Raw genomic sequence first — 16,820 nt, forward strand, 5'->3', positions numbered from 1 at the left:
ATAAGGATGCGCGTCAATCAGATGGCAGCGATTGTGAATGCACCGAACGAGCGCACCGTGCGTGCGTCACACTTGTTACGCAACTCCGTCCACGCCATCTTGATGACGAGTGCGCTGGTGAGCGTGCCGAAGCCTGCTGCGGCCGCACCCGATCCGTGCTCCAACGTCTTCGGCATCGTCTACTGCACGGGCAATCAATCCGAAGGCATCTACAACGAGTGGGATCGGTATCTCTATGTGTACGGCCTGACGCACCAGATCCGGCCAGCACAAGGAAACATCGGCATCGTCCTGCATCGGACCAACGACTCCAACCCGCTCACCATCTTTTGGGACGGCAGTCAGAGTATCTGGACCGATAATGCGCACAGCCTGTACCTGCGCAACTTCATCGAGCCGTTTCTCAATGGCCGGGCCGGCGACGTCAATGTGACGACGCTCGGCGGCGAGATCATTACGGAGGGCGGCGGTCGCTACGACAGCATCTTCGCCGAGAGCTATGGACAGGAGTCCGCGCTCGATCTGCCGGTGAGTGGTGGCGATGTGTTCGTCAACAATCGCTCGAACATCGCCAATAACTCGTTCTACGGCAACGGCATCTTCGCGCACAGCTGGGCGACGTATTCGGGCCTTGGCGGCAACGTGAACGTCGTCAGCAATGCCAACGTGGACATTGCCGGTCTGTCCCTGGCGCATGCGATCTGGGCGCTGAGCGAAGGCGGCTACGGCGCCAACGGTAGCAGTGGCTTGGGCGGCAGCAGTGGTGTTCCCGGCGGCGCCGGCGGCAATGTGCTTGTCCAAGGCTCCGGCAGGTTGTCGACCAGTGGCATGGATTCGCACGCGATTCTAGCGATCAGCCGCGGGGGTATCGGTGGTAGCGGCGGTGACGGTTGGGTTGCGAACGCCGGTAATGGCGTGTTCGGCGGCAGCGCCGGTACCGTAACGGTCGACGGCAGCTGGAACATCTACACCGGCTACTTCAACTCCTCCGGCATCTACGCGGAGAGCCTCGGCGGTGAAGGTGGTCAGGGCGGTCGAGGCTATACGTTCGGCAGCGGTGGCGATGGCGGCGGCAGCGGCAATGGCAGCACAGTCACGGTCATCAGTCGCGGCAACATTTTCACTGGCGGCGATTATTCCTACGGCATCTTCGCGCACAGCGTCGGCGGCTTTGCCGGTGGCGGTGGTAATAGCTATGGCGTCGTCGGTTATGGTGGTTCAGGCCAGAGCGCGGGTTACGGCGGTGAGGTCCATGTAACGAGCCTCGGAAACATCGACACGAGGGGTTGGTACTCGCACGGCATCGTTGCGCAGAGTATCGGTGGTGGTGGCGGCGGTGGTGGCAATGGCGGCGGTATCGTTTCAGTTGGTGGCGGCGGCGCTTCAGGCGGTAATGGCAACGCGGTCGCTGTTACGAACGGTGGCGCGATCACTGCAACGGGCGTCGGTGCACGCGGCATTTTTGCTCAGAGCATCGGCGGTGGCGGCGGTGATGGTGGCAACGCCGGCGCGATCGTTGCCGTGGGTGGTGCCGGTAGCGGCACGAGCGACGGCGGCACAGTCACGGTCGACAACTCCGCCAACATCTTCAGCAGGTCGCACGCCATCTATGCCGAGAGTGTGGGCGGCGGTGGTGGTAATGGTGGCAGCAGCACAGGTTGGTTCGCTGTTGGTGGTGGCGGCGGCTCTGGCGGCAATGCTGATGCCGTCATCGTTCGCAATCACGCGGCTCTGACGACGACCGAAGACAATGCCAGCGCAATCTTTGCGCACAGCGTCGGCGGTGGTGGTGGTAACGGTGGCGCGAGTGTGGCGGCCGGTGCGTTCGGCAGCGTCGCAATTGGTGGCAGCGGCGAGCACGGTGGCGATGGCAGCACTGTCTACGTTCTGAGTGACACGGGCGCGATCACAACGGGAACGATCGACGCCACGACGGGCGCGGTGACGGGTCACGGCTCCAGCGGCATCTATGCGCAGAGCATCGGCGGTGGCGGTGGTAACGGTGGCTTCGCGTTCTCGGGTGCGATTGGTGTGGGTGTCTCGGCGGCGATTGCTGTGGGCGGCGAAGCCGACGAAGGCGGTGACGGTCAATCGGTCACGGTCGACAACGCAAGCAGCATCACTACGCACGGTAACGATGCGCATGCCATTTTCGCGGAAAGCATTGGCGGCGGTGGTGGCAACGGCGGATTCGCGATTGCTGTAAGTGGGAGTGACTCTGTCGCTTTGGCCGCTGCGGTGGGCGGTGGCGGCGCGGGTGGCGGTGAAGCAAACACAGTCGATGTCACGACGTCCGGCGCCAATCTCAGCACGTACGGTGATCGTTCGTACGGCGTGCTTGCGCAAAGCGTCGGTGGTGGCGGCGGGAACGGCGGCTTCGCAGTATCCGTATCTGCGTCGAGTGGGCTCGGCGCAGCGCTCGCGGTTGGTGGTAACGGCGACACCGGCGGTATCGCGCGCGATGTCACAGTCGATAGCTCCAGCAACATCACAACGCGCGGCGTCGACTCGCACGGCCTGTTTGCGCAGAGTCTCGGTGGCGGCGGCGGATCGGGAGGATTCAGCGTCGCCGGCAGTCTCAGCCTCGGCTCGACCGCACAACTCGCACTCGGCGGCTCCGGTGATGGGGGCGGCAGTTCCGGCAATGTCACAGTCGGCGTCGATCGTGCGACCAGTGGAACGATCCGCACAAGCGGCAACAACTCATACGGTTTGCTCGCGCAGAGCGTAGGTGGTGGCGGTGGTTCCGGCGGTTTCAGTGTTGCGGGAAACGTCTCGATGGGATCGTCGGCGACACTTGCGCTCGGAGGCGGAAGTGGTGGCGGTGGCAATAGTGGCATCGTCACCGTGCGAACCGGCAACGATGTTTATACCGGTGGCAATGACTCGCATGGCATCTTCGCGCAGAGCCTCGGTGGTGGCGGCGGTAACGGCGGCTTCGCGGTGTCCGGCTCGATCTCGGTCGGCGGTACGAACGGCAACGTCGGCGCGGCAATCGGTGGTGACGGCGCAGGCGGCGGCAGCGCGCAAAATGTCACTGTCGAAAGCAGCGGCACGCAAATACAAACAATGGGCCGTCGCTCGTACGGTCTCGTTGCGCAAAGCGTGGGCGGCGGCGGTGGCGACGGTGGCTTCGCGGTCGCTGGCAGCATCACGCAAGGTGCGACGGCTACCTTCGCGATGGGCGGCAATGGTGACGGCGGCGGCATGGGCCGCGACGTCCACGTCGAAAGCTCGACGTCGATTACAACGTTCGGCAGCGAATCTCACGGCTTGTTCGCGCAAAGTCTCGGCGGTGGCGGCGGCTCGGGCGGTTTTGCTGTCGCGGGTTCGATCTCCGCGGGCGCTGCGATCAATGTGAGTCTCGGCGGCGACGGCGCGGGTGGTGGCAGTGCAGGCAACGTGAATGTCGGCACTGATCGCGCGACGACCGGCGCGATTCGCACGAGTGGCGACGGAGCCTACGGCTTGCTCGTGCAGAGTGTCGGCGGCGGTGGTGGTTCGGGCGGATTCAGTGTCGCGGGCAGCATCACGCAGTCCGCGTCTGCACAGTTCTCGATGGGTGGCGGCGGTAGCACCGGTGGTAATGCCGGCGCCGTGCATGTGAACACGGCGAACACGGTCGTCACCGGAGGCAACGACGCGCACGGCATCTTTGCGCAAAGCTTGGGCGGTGGTGGGGGCAATGGCGGCTTCAGCGTCGCCGGCTCTATTTCCACGAACAGCGGCAGCATCGGTGCCAGTCTCGGCGGCGATGGTGCGGGCGGGGGTGATGCGCAAACCGTGGATCTCACGAGTCGCGGCGCCTTTGTCGAGACGAGTGGCAATCGCTCTTACGGTCTCGTCGCGCAGAGTGTCGGCGGAGGTGGTGGCGACGGCGGTTTCAGCGTCGGCGGCAGCATCACGAATGCGCCGTCTGCAACTTTCAGCATGGGCGGCAGCGGCGACGGCGGAGGCATCGGTCGCAACGTAACCGTATTGAGTTCGACCGCCATCACCACGCGAGGCAATGACGCGCACGGCATGTTCGTGCAAAGCATCGGTGGAGGCGGCGGCTCGGGTGGCTTCAGCGTCGCGGGCTCGATGGCGGTTGACGGCGCGGTGAATGCTTCCGTCGGCGGCAGCGGTGGCAGTGGTGGCGGCGCAGGTCGAGTAGTGGCGGGTATGAGCGACGACGCATTGACCGGCGACATCAACACATTCGGCGCTCGTTCTTACGGCATTCTCGCGCAGAGTGTTGGCGGCGGTGGTGGCGATGGCGGCTTCAGCGTCGCCGGCAGCATTTCCCGCGGCGCTTCCGGTCGTTTCAGTCTCGGCGGTTCGGGTGATGAGGGCGCGGACGGTCAGACTGTAGATGTCGTCAGCGAAAACTCCATCACGACGCGCGGCGCCGAGTCACACGCCATCTTCGCGCAGAGCGTTGGCGGTGGCGGCGGATCCGGTGGCTTCAGTGTGGCCGGTGGCATTTCGACGCAGAACGGCTCGGTCGGCTTGAGCATTGGCGGCTCCGGTGAGGGTGGCGGCAACGCGAATAACGTCACGGTGTCGAGCGCGAACGCAACGCTCATCACCGGCGGCGAGCGTGCTCACGGCATCTTCGCTCAGTCGCTCGGCGGCGGTGGCGGCAACGGTGGCTTCAGCGTCGCCGGCGGCATCAATAGAACGAACTCCGTACAGCTGAGCATTGGCGGTTTCGGTGATCGCGGCGGCAACGCAGGAAGCGTGACCGTCGGCAGCACCAGCGACATCACCACGCTCGGTGCCGATTCGCATGCCATCTTCGCGCAGAGCCTGGGCGGTGGCGGTGGCGATGGTGGTTTCAGCATCGCGGGTTCGCTGTTCTCCAATGACCAGGCAAATCCCGCGGTGAATGTGAGCATCGGCGGCTTCGGCGATGGCGGCGGCAACGCAGGCGCCGTGAGCGTCGGCACCGAGGATGCCCATGTCGAAGGAACGATCAACACGAGCGGCGATCGTTCCTACGGCATCTTTGCGCAGAGCATGGGCGGCGGCGGTGGTAACGGCGGATTCAGCGTCGCGGGCGGATTCACGAAGTCGCCGTCTGTGAGCTTATCGCTCGGTGGCGGCGGTGGAACCGCGAGTCACGGCAATCTCGTCGATGTTTTCACCGCGGCTGACATCACGACGCGTGGCGCGAATGCGCACGCCATCATGGCGCAGAGTCTCGGCGGCGGCGGTGGCAATGGTGGATTCAGCATCGCGGGCTCGGCCACGACTGACGTGGTAGCTATGAGCGCGAGCATCGGTGGCTTCGGCGGCGGAGGCGGCCATGGCGAGCACGTGAAAGTGACGAACGACGGAACGCTCATGACGTTCGGTGACTCCGCGTACGGCATCTTTGCGGGGAGCATTGGCGGTGGCGGCGGCAGTGGTGGTTTCAGTGTCGCTGGCTCCTTCTCGAAACCCGCGAGCCGTCCGGCGGGGCCGAACGCTACGAAGAATCTCGATTTCTCCGTCGGTGGCCAAGGCGGCACCGGCGATGCCGGTGGCGATGTCGATGTGACGAACTCGGGTCGTATCGATACGAGCGGCATTGGCGCGCATGCAATCGTCGCACACAGCGTCGGCGGCGGCGGTGGTGACGGCGGGTTCGCAGCAGCAGGCGCGTTGAGTCTCGGCAGCGGTCAGCAACAGAGCGGAAGCGCAAACATCTCCGTCTCCGTGGGCGGCTTCGGCGGCGAAGGCGATATCGGCGGCCGTGTCTCCGTCACGAACACGAATGCAATCGTGACGCGCGGTGACGAATCGCGCGGCATCTATGCATACAGCGTCGGCGGCGGTGGTGGCGATGGGGGTATGGCCACCTCCATCGATGTCGGCCTTGGTGCTTCGAGCAGGGGAGGTACGGTCAATCTCGCCGTCGCGGTCGGTGGTCACGGCGGCGATGGCGACGACGGCGGCAATGTGATTGTCGACAACCAAAGCACGATCGATACCTATGGCGACCGCTCCGACGGCATCTACGCGCACAGCGTTGGCGGTGGTGGCGGCGACGGTGGCAATGCGCGCTCGTTCTCGCTCTTGCTGAAGCAAGGTGGAGGCAGCGGTGGGATCGACCAGCCGCCGAATACGAGTGTTCAGACAGCCATCGGTGGCTTCGGCGGCACCGCGAACAATGGTGGCGAAGTTACGGTTACTAATACCGGTGCAATCACCACGACTGGCGCACTGTCGCGCGGCATCGTTGCGCAAAGTATCGGTGGTGGCGGCGGCAGCGGCGGTCAAGGCGTCAAAGGATTCAACAACGAGGCCGTCGACGCGCTCACCGTACTCAACAAAGTGAAGGCGATGCGCGACTGGTCGGTGCTGGTGGGCGGCGACGGTGGTGCGAGCGGCGACGGACGCGCGGTCGAAGTCACAAACAGCGGCCGAATCGAAACGTCTGGATTCGCATCGACCGCGATCTTCGCGCAGAGCGTCGGCGGCGGCGGTGGCGAAGCGCAGAACTTCGCAGAAGGCACCGGTGACGGTGGCCGCGCGAAGACTGGCTTGAAAGCGAAGGCCGGCATCGGCGGCGCCGGTGGCGCGGCGGGTCATGGCGCGGCCGTTGACGTGACGAACTCGGGCGAGTTGATCACGCACGGTGACGATGCCATCGGCATCTTTGCACAAAGCATCGGCGGCGGTGGCGGCGTCTCCGGCAATGTGGACCGCGGCTTTTCGAGCGGTAGCTACGGGACGCCGAAGTTGAATGTGGGCATCGGCTTTGCCTTCGTCCGCGACGGTGGAGGTGGTGGCGACGGCGGCAACGTAACCGTCACTAACACCTCGAATATCACGACAGACGGCGCCGGCGCTTACGGCATCTACGCGCAAAGCGTCGCCGGTGGCGGCGGTTACGCGGGCGGCGACGGCAACGACTTCATTCCTGGTGGCGGCATTTCTCAGCGTCTGTTCTCCGGCAGCACCGGCGCGAGCGGCACGGCGGGCACGGTCACGATCAATCAAACAGGCAACATCACGACTTGGGGCGAGAATGCGCACGCCATCGTTGCGCAAAGCGCTGCCGGTGAAGACTTCGGGCGCGATGTGACGATCAGCATCAATGGTGTGATCCAAGCGCTCGCCGACGATGCCGATGGCATCTTCGCGCACAGTCAGGGCGATCGAGGCAACGGCAACATCTCGATCACGATCGAAGGCGGCGGTGTGCGCGGCGGCGCTGAGGGCGCGGCGGTTCGATTCATCGACGGCGCGAACAACACGCTCGTCAATCGCGGCGTGCTCGGCGATGCGACGTTGCTCCACTTGCAAACGATTGCCGGTGGCGATCACAACGAAACCGTCGATAACTACGGCACCTTCGCAGGCACATTCGATCTGGGCGGCGGCAGCAACTCGTTCTTCAATCGCGAACAGTCGTTGATGATCTCTGGCGCGACGTTGAATGTCGGTGCGGGCGGCACGCTGACCAACAGCGGTACCTGGTCGCCGGGAGATGTTGGCGTCATCGCGAACACGACACTGAATGGCAACTACTCGCAAACCTCTACCGGTCGTTTGCTGATGGATTTCGATCCGGCCGCGCTCACGTCGGACCGCGTATCGGTCGAGGGCGGCGAGGCTACTCTGCGAGGAACAGTTTCGATCAATGCCATCACGGCCAATCCGTTCACGCCGGGCACCACCTGGACAGTCTTGTTCACGGCGCCGAACGCGTTCGATATCTCCGCGCTCGGTCTCGATTTGCAGGACTCGGCGGTGACGAAGTACTCGCTGGTGCACGGCTCGACGCCCAGCGGCGAGGCTGCTCTGATGCTCCAGATGATCACGAACTTCATGCCGGCAAACACCGCCGCGCTTACCCACAATCAGTACGAAGCGGCGAGGTATCTGAACGCGGTGCAGAGCGCGGGTGGGTCGGCGGAGCTCTACGACACTGTCCTCACGATTGCGTCCTTGCCGACGGATGCGATGCTGGCGCAGGCGTACGACATGCTGACAGCTGACTCATACATCGTGGCGCAAGCGGCACCGGTCTATGACAGTCTGCGATTCAGCGATGCGATGTTGAGCTGCAAGCAGTTCGATGGCGAACATCGCTTCGTCGATGAAGGCGAGTGCGGCTGGATGAACCTGGCCACGACCGATCGCAGGGAAGAGGCGAGCCGCAAGCGTCTGGGCGCGAATCAAAAAACCCAAAGCGTCAGTGGTGGCTTGCAGCGTGCGCTGACCGATCGTTGGCATCTCGGCGTCGGCTTCTCGCTCGACGATACGGAGATCAATGTGGGCCGCGATCGCACCTTCAGCGCCGTTCAACATGCGACCGGCGATGGCGTGCAACTTGGCGCGGTGCTCAAAGGTAACTTCGGCGCAAGCACACTTTCTGCGAGCCTGTCGGCCGGTCACACGGAGTTCGAAGTCCGCCGCGGCAGCTTCAACGGTGACGGATTCACCGAGGCGACCAGCATTTACGCGACGCATGCGCTCGCGAGTCATTTGCGATATGGCTACGCGTTTGAAGGCCGGAGCGCGTATCTGCGTCCGCTCGTGGATGTGGGTTATACGCGGCTGCGACGCGATGGTTTCACTGAACAGCGCAGTGGTGCGACGAATCTCAGCATTGCAGGTGAAACGGATGAGCTCTATACGCTGCAGCCGGCGCTCGAGTTTGGTGGCGAGGTTGGATTGCCGAGCGGCGCAAAGATGCGCGGTTGGGCACGCGCTGGCGTGACGCATCTGTTGTCCGGCGGGAACATCGACGTGACTGCACGACTCGAAAGCGCGCCGGTGAGTGTGGCGCCGATGACATTTACGCAGTCGCTGGACACGAAATCGACGGACTATGCGGTTGGCTTTGATTTGCTCAGCGTGGCAGGAGTGACGCTGCGGCTCATGTACTCGCACAGTGAGTCGGATCACACGCGGACTCAGACCGGTAGCGTGAAGATGTCGGCCTCATTTTAAAGGCGGGGCGTCCGGAAGCTTCGGCGCCCATTCCGGTCGCAGCACCAGCAGCACCGTCGCGGCGCCGAGCAGGAGGAAACCGAAGATCAGCGTCATGGGGGCGACGTAAGAGCCGGTCGCGTGCAGCAGCCAACCCGTCATCAGCGGCGCAACGATGCCCGCCAGGGCGGTCGCAACGTTCTGAATGCCTTTGACCTGTCCCACGATGGGGGCGGGAATGAGCGTCAGGCTGCACAGCGCGAGATTGTTTGCTGTGGTGAGGCCGAGCCCCGACAGTGACACGACATTCCAGAACAATGCGGTCTCGACGGTCTCGGCCCGCGCGCCAAGCAACACCGTGCAGGCGATGGCGAAGCCGGACACCACGAACGCTTTGCGAACAATGACCGGATCGCCGCCACGCTTGATGAGCTTGTCGGCCGCCCAGCCGGCGGCCAGCGCGACGATGGCGATGCCGGTGAAGCTGTAGAACGTGTACAGGCCCATCTGGCTGAGCGACAGGCCGCGCTGCTCGACCAGATACGACGGCATCCAGGTCATGCAGAAGAACGTGAAATAGTTGTAGCAGAAGTTGACGACCAAGGTGCCCCACACCAGCGGGCTCGCCAGGATGCTGCCGAACGAGATTGCCGACGCGGCTTGCTTCTTCGCGGCCCATTCTTCGCCGCGCGGCAGATCGTCCTTCGCCATCCATAGCCACGGAATCAGCCACAGCAGGCCGGCGACGCCCGTGATTACGAACATCCATTGCCAGCTGGAGGTGACGATCAACCAGGCGGCGAGCGGCGCGCCGATGGCCGGGCCGAACTTGGAGCCCAGCGTATAAAAGCCCACCGCCGTGCCGCTGTCGTTGGGATGAAAGTTGTTGCGAATCCAGCGATAGGTGGCCGGCACGACGACCGCTTCGGCAGCACCGATGATGAGTCGCATCAGCACCAGACCCCACAGCGCGGGCATCAAGCCGATGGCCGCGGACGCCAGGCACCACACCGCGAAACAGATCGCATAGGGACGCTTCACGCCGTAGCGATCCACGATCCAGCCCATGGGAATCTGGAACACGGCGTAGGACCAGAAGAACGCGGAGTTGACCCAGCCGCGATCGAGGTTGGACAGCTCGAAATGCTGTTTGAACGGCTCGACCGCGAGCGCCGCCGAAATATTGATGCGATCCACGAACGCGATCAGAGCAGCGACGGCCAGCAGCGCCAGCGTGCCCCATCGCAGGATCGAGGCCTTCGTCAACTTCGGCGTCGCGGCCGTGCTCTGACCCGATTCGGCGCCTTCTGATTCGACTACGGCCACGAGCTCACCTGACGGTTATCGGAATCGAGCCCAGAGCATAGAGGGACGCCTGCTGGGCCGGCCATCAATTATGCGGTCGAGCCCATTAGAAACGGATGCACTCAAGCGTCGACGCCGAGTCGCTTCGCCAGGCGGCGCAGATTGCCTCGATCCAGGCCCAACACTCGCGCGGCCGCGGCCCAGTTTCCTTGCTGAGCGGCGAGCGCCTGTTCGATGAGCCCCCGCTGAAACTTCGCTGACGCCTGCGCAAGGCTGAGGCCCTCGGTCTGCACCGGTTGCTGTTGTTCGAGCATCGGCGCCGATTCATCGGAGCGCGGCTTGGCCAGGTCCAGGTGCGGCGGCTCGATGGTCACGATGCGATCGCTGCTGGTTCCGGCAGCAGCGGCCTTCAATGCGGCACGACTGATCGTGTGTTCCAGTTCGCGCACGTTCCCAGGCCAGCTTGCTGACAGCAATGCCTGTTGTGAAGCGGGTGCCAGTCGCAAGCCTCTCAAGTGCAGACTCGCTCGATTGCGCTCCAGCGCGTTGCCCGCCAATAGCAGAATGTCTCGCCCGCGCTGACGCAGCGGCGGCACCTGCACTGGATAGATGCTGATTCGATGATAGAGATCGGCGCGGAAGCGGCCGGCGCGAACCTCTTCAGCCAGATCGCGATTGGTCGCGGCCACGATGCGCACGTTCACTTTGATGTGCGCATCGGAGCCGACGCGCTGAATCTCGCCACTCTGCAATACACGCAGCAGCTTGGGCTGCACCGTCATTGGCAGCTCGCCGATCTCATCGAGCAACAGCGTGCCGCCGTCGGCGATCTCGAACTTGCCGCGACGATTCGACGTCGCGCCGGAGAACGCGCCCGCGACGTGGCCGAACAGCTCGCTTTCCACCAGCGATTCAGGCAGCGCGGCGCAGTTCACCGAGATCAAGGGCCGATCGTTGCGATGGGAGCCATAGTGGATCGCGCGTGCGACCAGCTCCTTGCCAGTGCCCGTTTCTCCCGTGATGAGCACGGTCAGATCGCTGGCTGCGACGGTGTCGATTTCCTTGAGCAGCGCGCGAATCGGAGCGCTGCGCCCGAGCAGCTGCTGATCCGGTCGCAATTCTTCGAGCAGCGCGCTGCTGACCAGGTTCTGACGCTCCATTGCGTCCTGCATGCGGGACAGCCGTTCGATGATCTCGAGACAGGCGCCGGCGAGGTTCGCGCAAGTGCGCAGGGCGTCGAGCGATTTCTGATTGAACGTGCCCCGTCGCAAGGCGTCGATGGTCAGCACTCCAACCGGTCCACTGGAGCCATTGATCGGCATGCCCGCGCAGTCATGGACATGCAGATGATCGGCGGCATTGGGAATGAGGCCGTCGAACGGATCGGGCAGTGGGCTCGCGGCGGGGAAGCGCAACACATCGGAGCTGCGCATGATGGCTTGCAAGCGTGGATGCTCCGCCAATGGAAACCGTCGGCCGAGTGCATCGGGACTCAGGCCATGAACGGCGAGTGGCACCAGGTCCGCGCCACGAAGTTGCAGCAGCGAGCACGAGTCGGCGTGCGTCACTTCGGTCAGCGCTTCCAGCCAAAGTTGCCAGGGCGGCGAAGCATTCCCGCGCAGCGCCTCGCGTAACACCCGCTCGCAGGCGGCGGTCAGTGGAGTGGTCATAATGACTCGAATGATGTCATATCGACTCGGCACGTGATGGAGTCATTTTGACTCGGTGGCGGCTGAGCGCTCTGCGAATCAAAGGCTTACAAGGTGGCACGGACGTTGCTCATACAACGTGTCCATCGATGTCGTATGACAACACTGCCGAGGTTCAATGCTTACGCCAGACCAGATTGCCATCATCAAGGCCACCGCGCCGGTCGTCGCCCAGCACGCCGAGCGCATCACCAGTGTGTTCTATCCGCTGATGTTCGAGCGCTATCCGCAAGTCCGTGAAGTCTTCAACCAGGCGCACCAGCATGGCGGCTCGCAGCCGCGTGCGCTAGCGAATGCCGTCGTCGCTTACGCCAGCAACATCGACAACCTCGGTGCGCTGACCGGTGCTGTCGAACGGATCGTGCAGAAACATGTCTCGTTGAATATCACTCCGCCGCAGTATCAGATCGTCGGCGAGTGCCTGCTCGACGCCATCGGTCGCGTGCTGGGCGATGCCGTGACGCCCGAGATCGCGTCTGCGTGGACCGCTGCCTACTGGCAGCTCGCGAATCTGTTGATCGCGGCTGAAGAAAATGAATATCGACGCAAGGCGGCTCTCACTGGCGGCTGGCGGGGCACGCGTCGCATGCGCGTCGTGAAGCGAGCCGAAGAAAGCGAGGTGATCACTTCGTTCTGGTTGGCCGCGGCGGATGGCGGTCCGTTGATGGACTTCACGCCGGGGCAGTATCTGGGCCTGCGGCTCGGCGTCGACGGCACGGCGGTTCAGCGCAATTACAGTTTGTCCGATGCGCCGAACGGACAGACGTATCGAATCTCCGTGAAGCGGGAACCGGGCGGGTTGGTATCGAACTATCTGCACGATCGAGTGCAGGTGGGATTCGAGCTGGATGCGTTCGCTCCGGCGGGCGAGTTCACGTTGGCAGAGAATTCCAAGCCGGTCGTGCTGCTGACCGCGGGCGTCGGCCAGACGCCGGCGCTGCCGATGCTGGATCGCGCGCTGGCCGAAGGTCGCCAGGTGATCTATGTGCATGCGGCGCTCAACAGCGCCGTGCATGCTTTCCGCAATCGCATCGATTCGCTGGCGACCCAGCATCCAAATCTGCGGCACGTTTATATCTATAGCGAACCGCTGCCTGGCGACGAGCCACACTATCGCGGTCTGGTGACTCCCGAAATTCTGCAGCGGTACACGCCGGCCGATGCGGATATTTATTTCCTGGGACCGAAGCCGTTCATGGTGCACGTCAATCGGATGTTGCGAGACCTGCGCGTCACGGCCGAGCGCATTCGTTTCGAATTCTTCGGCCCGATGGAAGCGTTGGACTGACGCAGTCGGGAGGAGCGGCCACGGAGGGCCGCGCATCCCAAGCAACGATCGTCAGATGGGATCGTTCGCGACGGCGGTATCGAGCCGGCCGGCGAATTGAAGTTGCGCCAGCACTTTGAGCACATCCGCTGGCAGACGGCTTGCCGCGTCGGCAAAGCCGACATCGGCCAGTGCCGAAAAATAGTGCGACGTGGCCAGGCCGGTCTTTTCGATCAGCAAGGTAGGCAGCAACCACGCCGGACCGTTCTGTACGCGCGGCTCGCGGGAGCGGTTGTCGACCAGCAGCCAGGGCACGGGTTGTTCGTCCGGCCGGCGCTCATCCTTGAAGCCAAGTTGTGAGTACACGGCATTCATCGCTGGGAGATGGTCGCCGTAAACGAGCAGGAGTGTGTCGCGCGGCCGGGTTTCCACGAACTCGAGCAGCCGGCCGAGTGCCTCATCGGAGGCTCGCACCATCGTCATGTAGGTTTCTAAATCGCGCGTGCCCGCTGCATCCAGATTGGCTTGCAGGAATCTCGCGTTATCCGATGCCGGCAGCGGCACGGTGTCATACGGGCCGTGATTCTGGATGCTGATCGCCATGATCATCTGCGGTTGATCGTCGTCGCGGAGCTCGGCGATCACACGATCCACCAGCGACGCATCGCTGACATACCAGCCGTAGCGTGGTGCATCGTCGAAGGCGTCGGCATCGAGGAACTGATCGAAGCCCACGGCGCGAAATGCATGATTGCGATTCCAGAAGGCGCCGCCGTTGGGATGGATGGCGACGGTGCGATAGCCGTTGGAGCGCAGCTCCCGCACGATGCTCGGGATCTGGGCATGCGCGAGCTGCAGATAGGGATATCGGATCTGCGGAAACGCGGCGAGCGGCAACCCCGTGAGAAACTCGAACTCAGTGCGGATCGTGCCGCCGCCGAAGGTCGGCACGTGCAGCTCGCCGGACCAGCCGCGGCTTGCGGCGGCACGCCACACTGGCATGACATCGATGTCGATGCCTTTCAAGCGCGTGACATCGAACAGCGATTCGCTTTGCACGACGATGATGTCGGGCAGCGGTGCGCGCGCTGGCGCGGCTGGACGAGGCGAAGTCAGGTTGTAGTCACGAAGCATCTGCATCGAGGTGTCGATGCTTGGCTCGAGACGCGGGCCACCGCGCAGCTCCCAGTGCAACAGAATCATGTTCGCGATCAGGCCGGTGCGCGCCGCGCTATCGCGAGGTGCCCACGGCTCGAATTGCGCCTGTCCGGGGTAGTAGACCGTTTTCCAAGGAGCGCTGCCTTGAACCAGGGTGCTCCACAGGGCGATCGTGCACACGGCGGCGCCCCAGCGAATGCCGCCCTTGATCGAGCCGATCGGCCGCTCGCGGTACAACAGCAACGTGATCGCGAGGGCACCGATCGCGAACAGCAACTGCAAGCGCGACGACGCGAGGTACTGAGCAAAAAAGGCGTAGTGGACGCCGATGGCCTTCAGGAAGTGAAAGTCATCCGGCAGCAGCGGCGTCGCCAGCTCCCGAAGCTTTATATAGTTGATGAAGTACAGCGCGGCGAGCGCGAGCACCGTGAGCCAGCACGACAGCAGCAGCCGCCTCGTCACCAGCAGCAGCGCCACATGCAGGATGAGGACCGGGACCAGATTGAGCAGTACCAACGCCCAGGGCTCGGAGCGGGAGAACGTGACCGGCCAGGGCAGGGCGGGGTCGAGATAGCTGACCAGCAGTGCGTAGCCGAACGCTACCAGTGCCGCTGCGGCCAGAATGAGCTTGCTCGATGCAGGCTCCACGGACCTCGAGGCTAGTGCACTGTATTGATGCTGGGTCGACTTCACGCGCAGCGCGCTCCGCGAAATTTCAGGCAGTAGTTTAAGTTGTCGGCGTGGCAGATAAGTTCCCCGTCGCCATCTGCGGACAACTGCCACGATTGGTGACAAGCTGCGCATTGTAGAGTACTCGACGGCACCGGGCCGTCGATTGAGCGCCCTGGGAACGGTAGGACTGGAGCCATGAAGGTCGCAATCAAATGGTTGGCACTTCTGAGCCTGTTCGCGTCGGCCGGCGTGCCCGCGCAGCCCGTGGTGGTTGAGCTGTTCACCTCCGAAGGCTGTAGTTCCTGTCCGCCTGCGGAGGCGCTGCTCGGCGAGCTGGCTCGCAGGCCGAACATCATCGCGTTGGCTTATCACGTGGACTACTGGGACGACCAGGGCTGGAAAGATCGGTTCTCGATCCCTGAGGCCACGCAACGACAGCGCGGCTACGTGCGGCGCCTGGAGAAGTCGGGCGCGTTCACGCCGCAAATGGTCATCAGTGGCGACACCAGTCTGGTCGGCTCGAATCGAGCAAAAGTGGAGCAGGCGCTGGCAGGCGATCGGGATGCCTTGCGAATGTCACTGTCCCGCGAAGGCGGCAGTCTGCACATTTATTTCCTGGAGGCCTGGCGCGAATCCATGGACGTGTATCTGGTCAGCTACCTGAAGGAAGCGACTGCCACCATCGAGGGCGGCGAGAACGCGCATCGCACGCTCAAGCACTTCAATGTAGTTCGTTCATTCCAGCGCCTGGGTACGTGGAATGGGAAGCCGCAACGGATGGTCGCGTCGCTCGCGGAGCTGCCACGCGATGCTAATGTGGTGGCCGTGATTCTGCAGCGTAAGAATCAGGGCGCGGTCGCTGGCGCGGCGACGCTGGCACTGCGCTGAATCGGAAGAAATTCCACAGGTGGGGTCGTCAGACTAACGCCGCTTCCTCTATTCCCATCCACTGCCCAAGGTAGTCACGTCATGAGCACTTTCACGGTCAAAGACGGCACGACGATTTTTTACAAGGACTGGGGCAAAGGACAGCCTCTGGTCTTCCATCACGGCTGGCCGCTGAGCGCGGACGACTGGGACAACCAGATGATGTTCTTTCTCGACAAGGGATATCGAGTGATTGCGCACGACCGGCGCGGTCATGGACGGTCATCGCAAACTGACGAAGGCAACGAGATGGATACATACGCAGCCGACGTTGCTGCGTTGATCGATCATCTCGGCATCAAAGGTGCGATTCATATCGGCCACTCGACTGGCGGTGGCGAAGTCACGCGCTACGTGGCGCGCTATGGCGGCGGCGGACGGGTGGCGAAGGCAGTTCTGATCGGTGCAGTTCCGCCGGTCATGCTGAAGTCGGACAAGAATCCGGGCGGACTGCCGATGGAAGTGTTCGATGGTTTTCGCACCGCCCTCGCGGCGAATCGTGCGCAGTACTATCGAGAACTGCCGTCCGGGCCGTTCTACGGTTTCAATCGCCCCGGCGTCAAAGCGATTGAGGGCGTGATCGGCAACTGGTGGCGTCAGGGCATGATAGGCGGCATCAAGCCGCAGTATGACTGCATCAAAGCATTCTCGGAGACGGACTTCACCGAGGACCTGCGCAAGATCGAGTGTCCCGTGCTCATCTTGCACGGTGACGATGACCAGATCGTGCCGATCGCGGACTCGGCGATGTTGTCATCCAAGCTGGTGAAGAACGGCACCCTGAAGGTGTACCCGGGCCTGCCGCACGGCATGTGCACGACCCATCCGGAGATCGTCAACCCGGACCTGCTGGAATTCATTCGCAAGTAAGACCC

7 protein-coding genes are annotated in these 16,820 nt (G+C 63.3%); 4 read left to right on the plus strand and 3 right to left on the minus strand.

What is annotated here, in order from left to right; translation table 11 throughout:
* Positions 1 to 6 precede the first annotated feature (6 nt).
* Positions 7 to 8,928 (plus strand): autotransporter outer membrane beta-barrel domain-containing protein, encoded by an 8,922-nt coding sequence (locus D0550_RS17810; RefSeq protein WP_116810539.1) that lies wholly within the window; start codon positions 7 to 9, stop codon positions 8,926 to 8,928.
* Here the strand turns inward: D0550_RS17810 and D0550_RS17815 are convergent.
* The gene (locus D0550_RS17815; protein ID WP_116810606.1) at positions 8,920 to 10,173 is read right to left on the minus strand and encodes an MFS transporter; all 1,254 of its coding nucleotides are present in this window, start codon (positions 10,171 to 10,173) and stop codon (positions 8,920 to 8,922) included. The two genes, D0550_RS17810 and D0550_RS17815, sit on opposite strands and share 9 nt — an antisense overlap.
* A 161-nt stretch (positions 10,174 to 10,334) precedes the next feature.
* The gene (gene norR, locus D0550_RS17820) at positions 10,335 to 11,882 is read right to left on the minus strand and encodes a nitric oxide reductase transcriptional regulator NorR (protein ID WP_116810540.1); all 1,548 of its coding nucleotides are present in this window, start codon (positions 11,880 to 11,882) and stop codon (positions 10,335 to 10,337) included.
* A gap of 157 nt (positions 11,883 to 12,039) precedes the next feature.
* Between norR and hmpA the strand changes: the two genes are divergently transcribed.
* Positions 12,040 to 13,209, plus strand: coding sequence for an NO-inducible flavohemoprotein (gene hmpA, locus D0550_RS17825; protein WP_116810541.1), 1,170 nt, complete (start codon positions 12,040 to 12,042; stop codon positions 13,207 to 13,209).
* A gap of 51 nt (positions 13,210 to 13,260) precedes the next feature.
* Here hmpA and D0550_RS17830 read toward each other — a convergent pair whose 3' ends face one another.
* On the minus strand, positions 13,261 to 14,994 hold the full coding sequence (locus tag D0550_RS17830; protein ID WP_161965902.1) for an LTA synthase family protein: 1,734 nt from the start codon (positions 14,992 to 14,994) through the stop codon (positions 13,261 to 13,263).
* Positions 14,995 to 15,213: 219 nt separating this feature from the next.
* On the opposite strand from D0550_RS17830, the gene D0550_RS17835 reads away from it, so the two are divergent.
* On the plus strand, positions 15,214 to 15,906 hold the full coding sequence (locus D0550_RS17835) for a DUF1223 domain-containing protein (protein ID WP_116810543.1): 693 nt from the start codon (positions 15,214 to 15,216) through the stop codon (positions 15,904 to 15,906).
* An 81-nt stretch (positions 15,907 to 15,987) separates the two neighbouring features.
* A complete protein-coding gene (locus tag D0550_RS17840) occupies positions 15,988 to 16,815 on the plus strand; it encodes an alpha/beta fold hydrolase (protein WP_116810544.1) in 828 nt (275 codons plus the stop codon).
* Positions 16,816 to 16,820 lie beyond the last annotated feature (5 nt).

The organism is Steroidobacter cummioxidans (assembly GCF_003104955.1).